We start from the raw sequence: 7,001 nt of genomic DNA on the forward strand, positions 1-7,001 counted from the left end.
GAGCCAGGCGTAACGCACGAGGCAGGCGCCGCTATTCGGAGGGGCCGGAGCCGAGCCGGCACTCGGGGACTTCCTCGGCCTTCGGGACGAGCTGGACGTCGAATTCGAGGTCGACGAACAATCGATCGTCAAGGTTCCATTCCCTGTCCTCTGTGTCTTTGCTTGACAGCCTTCTACAAAACGTAGTAGGGTTGTGAACGACAGCTTGCTGGACGCTGGAGCACTGTCTTCAAGCCCGCGTCTGAGAATCCTCGAGTGAGGACTCGAATTCGGAGGATCTTCGAGCGTACCCACTCGCGCCGATTGCGAACTGACCTCCATGATTACGGAAGGGCCGGGATGCGCATCAAATGGGTCGTCGTGATGGTCTGGGCCTGTTTCCAGGCGACCACCGCTCGCTGTCAAACACCAGTCGCCACGCAAAAACAGTACGATTTCACACAAGTTGAAGTCATGATTCGGCAGGCGCTGGCCAAGCGGGAAATCCCCTCCATGGTCGTTGCCCTCTCATGGGAAGGGCGGATCGTTTACGAGCGTGCATTTGGATATGCAGACCTTGAGGGTAAGGTCCCGGCTACGGTCGACACAGCCTATCGGCTTGCGTCCGTGTCGAAGCCAATCACCGCGACGGGACTGATGGTACTGCACCAGAAAGGGCTCGTGAAGCTTGACGAGCCGGCCGAACAGTACGCCAAGCCGCTCGGGTTTCGGTCCTTCGCTGGCAATCCGTCAGACGTCACTCTACGCCATCTGTTGAACCATAGCTCCGGCCTTAGCTCCTACTTTCAATATGCCTTCGGCGACAGGGAGGCCAGCGTCTCGGGCTTCGAAGCCGCATTCCACCGCTACGGCACTCTTTTTCATCCCGTCGGACGCATGATGGAATATTCAAATCTCGGCTATGGCCTGATTGACTTCATCATCGCCAAGCAATCCGGGAAGTCCTTTGCGAGCTTCATGAAGCAAGAAGTCTTTGATCCGCTCCAGATGACCAATTCCTTCGTGTCAACACCAGAGAATCCAGTCGTCCAGGTCGCCAAGATCTATGACGGTGATCTGAAACGCCTGCCAGCGGTTCACTACAACCTGGCAGGAGCGGGCAACGTGTATTCGAGCGCCCACGACCTGATGCTGTTCAGTTCACTCCACCTAAGCCCGGATCAAGTGCGAGCACCCGTGCTCTCGAAAGAGAACACCGAGTTAATGAGAAGCAACGCAGGAAGCGCCCGCTTTCATCCGTACTTTGGTCCGTCGACTTCCTACGCACTCGGCTGGTACGTGCAGTCGGACGATGGTGGCTATCATTCGATGTGGCACGAGGGAGGAATGCCGGGAGCGAGCACCTTCCTCAAGTTGATTCCAAGCGAGAAGCTCGCAGTGACGGCGCTCACGAACGTCGCGGACAAAAATCAGTTGATTGATCGGGTGGCCAACGAACTCATCAAAGTCGTCCTACCTTCCTACCGCCCGGAACCGCTGGACGTCACCGCGAACTACAAGCCTTACGAGGCCCAGGCCGACTACCTCGGCAAATGGAAGGGCATCATCCATGTTCAGGACCTCGAGATCCCCTGCACGTTGACGTTCAAACCTATGGGTAACGTGCATATTGCTTACGGCAAATCCGACAGTGCGAAGTTGAAGGAGGCCACATTCCGGGGCATCGTTAACGGTAAGTCATTTATCGGTGGCTTTCTTGGTGATTTGCCATCGGATGACATTCAACGGGAGCCCCCTCCGATTCTGACGTTGCATCTGATCAGAGAAGGACAAGTGTTGTCGGGCAGGATCGGGGCATACACTGCCGGCAAATCACAGATTCACCACCTCTATCCATTCTATATTCGTTTGGAGCGGGATGGCTCCCAGTAATGTAATCGCCCGGGATAGCCGGGGTCGGCGGTTTGCTTGCCGGCCCGACCCAAGTCGTACACGGTCCCCGCCAGTTCGTTGGATGCACTCCTGGTCGTCATCGCTGTCCACGCGATTCTGGTCGCGGTGTTGAAATTGTTTACGTAGCCTTCGCGGCAGCTTCGCGATGGTGGGACGGGTTGATCGGCCGGGCCTGGGACCACCCGGCGAAGACTTTCGAAAAGGGCGACGGTCGATCGGACCAAGCGTGATGGTTGAGCACCGCTTTGACGACCGTACGGCAACCGAACGTCAGCTTGGCTGGTGGGTTTCTCTTGCATGGCCCGGCCGGTTATCCTGATCGGCAAATACGTCGGGAGAGCGAGGGACCTGAACATGCCCCAGACCGAGCCGGTCGCGCCGCCCGCGAAGCCCAAGGAGGCGCCCGCGCCCGAGAAGGCGCCGCCCGAGCGCAAGCTGGACCCGTTCAACCCGGACTGGCCTGCCACGCGGCCGACGCCGGAGCCGAAGGCCATCTCGCGCCCGTGAGCGAGCTTCGCGATGAGATCAACAAGCGTTTCACGCTCAACGGGCTGATCCAGGGCGCCGCCCAGCACGCGGGCATGACGGCCCAGCACTGATTGGCGACAATTATTTTTCCGGGTCAACGTCAATTGGAATTCCCGCTTCGGCCTTCAGGACGCACAGGCGATCGTCAAAGTCGCATCGCCAGTCGTTTGTATCCTTGTCTCGACGGGGCGGGACGGTGGTGTCACACGCGGTCGATCACGGTCTCGAGATAGTCGCCGGTGATCGCGATCGGTCCCGTACCGCCATTGCGGTCGTATCGGCGGGCCAAGGCGAGCAGGTCGTTACGCAACGACTCCTGCCCGGATGGGTCCAGAGTCTCAAAGGCGCGGAGGGTGGGACCGTAGTAGGTGCGGAAGAAGTCGACGTTCTCCTCGACGGACCGGAAGCGGAGGATCGCCGTGCGGCGGTGGCTTGTCATGGAGGCGGCGACGTCCCCGAAGAGCGAATCGAGGTAGGTCTCGTCGCCCCAGCGGATCGGAGGCTCCAGGCCGGGCGCGGGGGGCAAGTAACGCGAGAAGACGCGGAAGGTCTCACCGATAAACCCGTCAGGAGTCCAACTCGCCAGGGCGATGCGTCCGCCCGGCCGGCAGACTCGGGCCAATTCCGCTGCGGCTCGGCGGTGGTCCGGGGCGAACATGACCCCGTAGATTGAGGTCACGGCGTCGAAGGACGCCTCCGCAAAGGGGAGATCTTCGGCATCCCCCTCAAGGAACTCGACGTCAAGGTGCTCGGCCGCGGCACGGAGCCGACCGCGCTCCAGCAGCGCCGGGACGTAGTCGATCCCCACCGCCTCGCATCCGCGCCGAGCGGCCGCGATCGCGGCATTGCCGCTGCCGGTGGCGACGTCGAGAGTGCGCCAGCCAGCCTGGAGGTCCGCCGTCTCGCACAGGTGCTCGGCCTGGAAGACGATCCGCGAGGCGACGACGGAGAAATCTCCGCTCGCCCAGGTGTTCTGCTGCCGGATTTTCACCGCGGCGAAACCTCGATCAACACCGCCTGCCGTATCGACTGGGGAACTCATGCACTCGACTCTCAACGGTTCTTTGGGAGAGGAAAATAAAAAGCACGATCGATCGTTCTTCGAGATAGTACGCACGATCGTGCTATAATGTCAACGATCTCCGGGATGGGATTTCGAAGCGAGCCGGGCGGTGGAGAATGTGTTGGGATGTCGAGCATGATCGGTCGGAGTCATAAATCGGGTTCACCGGACGAGGAGAAGCGTCCCGGGCGAAAGCCGAGAGCGGATGGCGTGGAGAGTCGTCGCCTGATCTTGCTCGCCGCGGCAAACCTCGCGACCACGCGCGGCCTGGAGGGCCTGTCCATCGGCGAGTTGGCTCAGCATATCGGCATGAGCAAGAGTGGCCTCTACGCCCATTTCAAGTCGAAGGAGGAGCTCGAGCTGGCGACGATCGAGACGGCGGCCGAGATCTTCGACCGGGACGTCGTCGGCCCGGCGAGCGAGTCGCCCGGGGGCCTCGCGCGTGTGCGGGCGCTCGTCGAGGCGTTCCTCGGCCACCTGGAGCGGCGGGTGTTTCCGGGCGGCTGCTTCCTCGCGACCGTCTCCGTGCAACTCGCATCGCGTCCCGGACGTCCCCGTGACCGAGTGATGGAACTGTTGCAAGTCCGTTGGCTCGGCCAGTTCGCCGAGGCACTGGCTCAGGCCGTCGCCGAGGACGAGCTGCCGCCTGACATCGACATCGACCAGTTGGTCTTCGAGATCACCGCGATGTTGCTGCGGTCGAATTTCGCCTGGGTCGTGACCGGAGAAGCTCGAGTACTCGATCAGGCCCGGGTCGGGATCGACCACGTCCTCGGCCACGTTGGGGGGCCAAACGAAGTCGAGAACACGAGCGGAAGAGAACAGGCAAAGGGAAAGAACTAGGCGGTGACAACCACAGAGGTTAGCGGAGGCGAAATGCGTATCTCTTCGGTAGGTATAGGGTTGCATTTATCGATTGAAAGCCCAATTATTTGGGACGACACAAGCGTATCAGTTCTTCGCATTGCATGTCCTTTCGCCTATCGATCATCTCCTCGACATTTTCGTAGGATTTCCCGACCTCTAAATCCTCAAGCCGGGTTTTCGGGGCCTTCCTCTATGTCGTCTTTGGATCCCTGCCCTGGCTCATGGTCCGCAGAACTTCACTTGTTTGGATCACTATTAATTTAATTGACGTAATGTTTGCAGACCTAAGTTTCGTCGGATTGCGTGTTCTTGTCGCCGATCATCAGGAGATAGATCGTGACCTTGGTCGGTTCCAAGTAGAAGTCGAGCCCAGTTGCGGGAACCTTCGACTTGGCACCGGCCTCGGACCGGTAAAACCTTGGCGCAAAGGCCCATCGTTTGTAAGTTGAGATCGCATGCATGGGCCCAATTTAAGCAAATCTAAACTCGATCTCCTACTGAGTAGGGACTTTCGGATATGAAAAGGCGATGGTGGATTTATAGTGTGGTCGCGATCACGGGCCTCGTGGCAGGAGCCTTCGTCGGGGGGCACGGCATGGCGGCTCAGGACACGCCATCGACAGGGCTGGACGGTACTTGGAAACTGATCGTCCTGACCCACGGCGATCATGAATTCGCCGTGGTCAAGCTCGATCCCAATGTGGACAAGCCCGCGGGCAGTATCGTCTCTGCACAGAAGCACTTGTTTGGAGCCTTGTCGGGGGTGAAGCTCGACCCGCTGAAGGTCGAGGGGGATTCGGTGACAATCGGGATCACGTGCCCCGATAGCGTCGACATTTTCCGGGGAAAGCTGGTCAAGGAGGGGCCGAACGTCGGCAAGGTCTTGGGCAATCTCACATTCCGGGGCGAGACGAATCCCGCCCGGCTTGAGAAGGTCAAAGACACCACCTTGGCCCAGATCAAGCAAACCCCCATCACCCGTGCCTACGCGAGTATGATGCGGGACCCGGATCCGAAATCCAAGGTCAAGAAGGCCCGCGATGCCATTGACAGTAACTCAGGCCAACCGGCATGCCACCTCTTCTATTCCGAGTTGCTTGCGACGGCCGAGGCGAACGGTCTGAGCGTCAACGACGTGAAGGCGATCGTCGATCGCTGGGAGAACGAGGCCGAACCCTACGGCGTGGAGTGGTCGAATTCGGTGCGGATCAAGGCTCTCAAGGCTCTGGCCGGCGCCAAGCCTTATGCCGAGCAGACGTTGAAGTTGGCCCAAAAGGCCGAGCAAATCCTCGCGGCCGATGCCAGCAAGGAGACCAGGTCGACGTTCGCTGGCATGGTTGCCCGGTCCGCCCGGTTGGCTGGCGAGTCCAACGTGGCTACGGCCGCCGAGGCCCGCCGGGCCGAGTTCGAGGCCCAGCTTGATGAGGAATACCATAAGACGGTGCCCCCGTTCACGCCGGGTAAGTATGAAGGCCGCAAGAACGCCAAGGCCGACCGCGTGGTCGTGATGGAGCTTTTCACAGGCGCCGAGTGCGCGCCCTGCGTGGCCGCCGACGTCGGCTTCGACGCACTATTCAAGTCATACGCCCCGAGCCAGGTGATCGGTCTTCAATACCATCTGAACATTCCTGGACCCGACCCGCTCACCAACGGCGACTCCCAGGGCCGGATGGAGTACTACGCCGAGGAAGTGCAAGGCACCCCTTCCACGTTCTTCAACGGTCGATCACTGGCAGGCGGTGGCGGCCCCATGAAGGCCTCGGAGCAAAAGTATAAAGAGTTTCGCCGAGCCATCGACGAACGGCTTGAGTCCGAGCAAGATGCGTCGATTCATCTCTCCGCCACCCGCCGCGGCGATCAGATCGAGATCCAAGTCCAGGCCAAGGTGGACCGCAAGTCGCCTTTGACCAAGGCCAGCCCCGCGGCCGGTGGAGATCCGCTCAAAGACAAGAAGCCGTTGGCGAACGAGCCGTCCCACTCCAAGCCCCGCCTTCGTTTGGCCCTTACCGAAGAGGCCGTGCATTACGTCGGCGGCAATCGCCTTCGATTCCATCACCACGTCGTCCGCGCTTTTCCCGGCGGGATCGAGGGCAAAGACCTCTCGGCGGGCGACGGGCAGATGACACTCATCGTGAATCTTGCCAATCTCAAGCAACAACTGACGAAATATGCACACGATGCCACTCAGCGACCATCCCCCAACCTGTTGTCTGAGATCGAGCTCAAGCATCTATCGGTCGTCGCGTTCGTCCAGGACGATGCTGACAAAGCCATCCTCCACGCAGTCTCAGTGCCGACGGAGTGACGGTCGTGCGTCCGATGATCGAGCCATTTCAGGCGTTGTACCTGGTGACCAAGTACCGGTCATCAGGTACTTGGCGGAAACCTGTCGGGCACCGGCTCGGATTATTTATCGGACGAGGGATAGGGATAACACCGTCACACTCGCCGAAACGGATTCGGCGTGTGGTTAGGCTCTTACAGGCCTCGGAACGTGCCCTCCGAACCACCACATCGTGCTTGGGCCGGGTAGACCTGGGTAGTCGCCCACCCAGGCCCCCCACAGATCCAGACGTGCGCGTCAAACGCATCTGGCTCTTCATCTCATGACTTCGCTACGCCACTCCGCAGACCGTGGACCACACGGGCG

Annotated in this window: 5 protein-coding genes; 4 read left to right on the top strand and 1 reads right to left on the bottom strand. The window is 60.1% G+C overall.

The window, feature by feature from the left end; translation table 11 throughout:
• Positions 1-339 precede the first annotated feature (339 nt).
• Positions 340-1,872, top strand: a complete 1,533-nt coding sequence (locus ACYOEI_RS14420; RefSeq protein ID WP_462850203.1) for a serine hydrolase domain-containing protein — start codon at positions 340-342, stop codon at positions 1,870-1,872.
• A gap of 303 nt (positions 1,873-2,175) precedes the next feature.
• Positions 2,176-2,400: a hypothetical protein gene (locus tag ACYOEI_RS14425; RefSeq protein WP_462850204.1), complete on the top strand. Its 225-nt coding sequence runs from the start codon at positions 2,176-2,178 to the stop codon at positions 2,398-2,400.
• Positions 2,401-2,623: 223 nt separating this feature from the next.
• On the opposite strand, the gene ACYOEI_RS14430 is transcribed toward ACYOEI_RS14425, so the two are convergent.
• On the bottom strand, positions 2,624-3,463 hold the full coding sequence (locus tag ACYOEI_RS14430; RefSeq protein WP_462850205.1) for a class I SAM-dependent methyltransferase: 840 nt from the start codon (positions 3,461-3,463) through the stop codon (positions 2,624-2,626).
• Positions 3,464-3,694: 231 nt separating this feature from the next.
• Here ACYOEI_RS14430 and ACYOEI_RS14435 point away from each other — a divergent pair, with 231 nt between their 5' ends.
• Together ACYOEI_RS14435 and ACYOEI_RS14440 are read left to right on the top strand one after the other, a co-directional pair.
• Positions 3,695-4,327 (top strand): TetR/AcrR family transcriptional regulator, encoded by a 633-nt coding sequence (locus ACYOEI_RS14435; protein ID WP_462850206.1) that lies wholly within the window; start codon positions 3,695-3,697, stop codon positions 4,325-4,327.
• A gap of 541 nt (positions 4,328-4,868) precedes the next feature.
• Positions 4,869-6,656: a hypothetical protein gene (locus tag ACYOEI_RS14440; protein ID WP_462850207.1), complete on the top strand. Its 1,788-nt coding sequence runs from the start codon at positions 4,869-4,871 to the stop codon at positions 6,654-6,656.
• The last annotated feature ends 345 nt before the right edge of the window (positions 6,657-7,001 follow it).

Source organism: Singulisphaera rosea (assembly GCF_054877945.1).

Bases quoted from the DNA above. Each gene is read 5' to 3' on its own strand.
- ACYOEI_RS14430 (WP_462850205.1), bottom strand. From the start codon at position 3,463: ATGAGTTCCCCAGTCGATACGGCAGGCGGTGTTGATCGAGGTTTCGCC.
- ACYOEI_RS14440 (WP_462850207.1), top strand. From the start codon at position 4,869: ATGAAAAGGCGATGGTGGATTTATAGTGTGGTCGCGATCACGGGCCTC.
- ACYOEI_RS14420 (WP_462850203.1), top strand. From the start codon at position 340: ATGCGCATCAAATGGGTCGTCGTGATGGTCTGGGCCTGTTTCCAGGCG.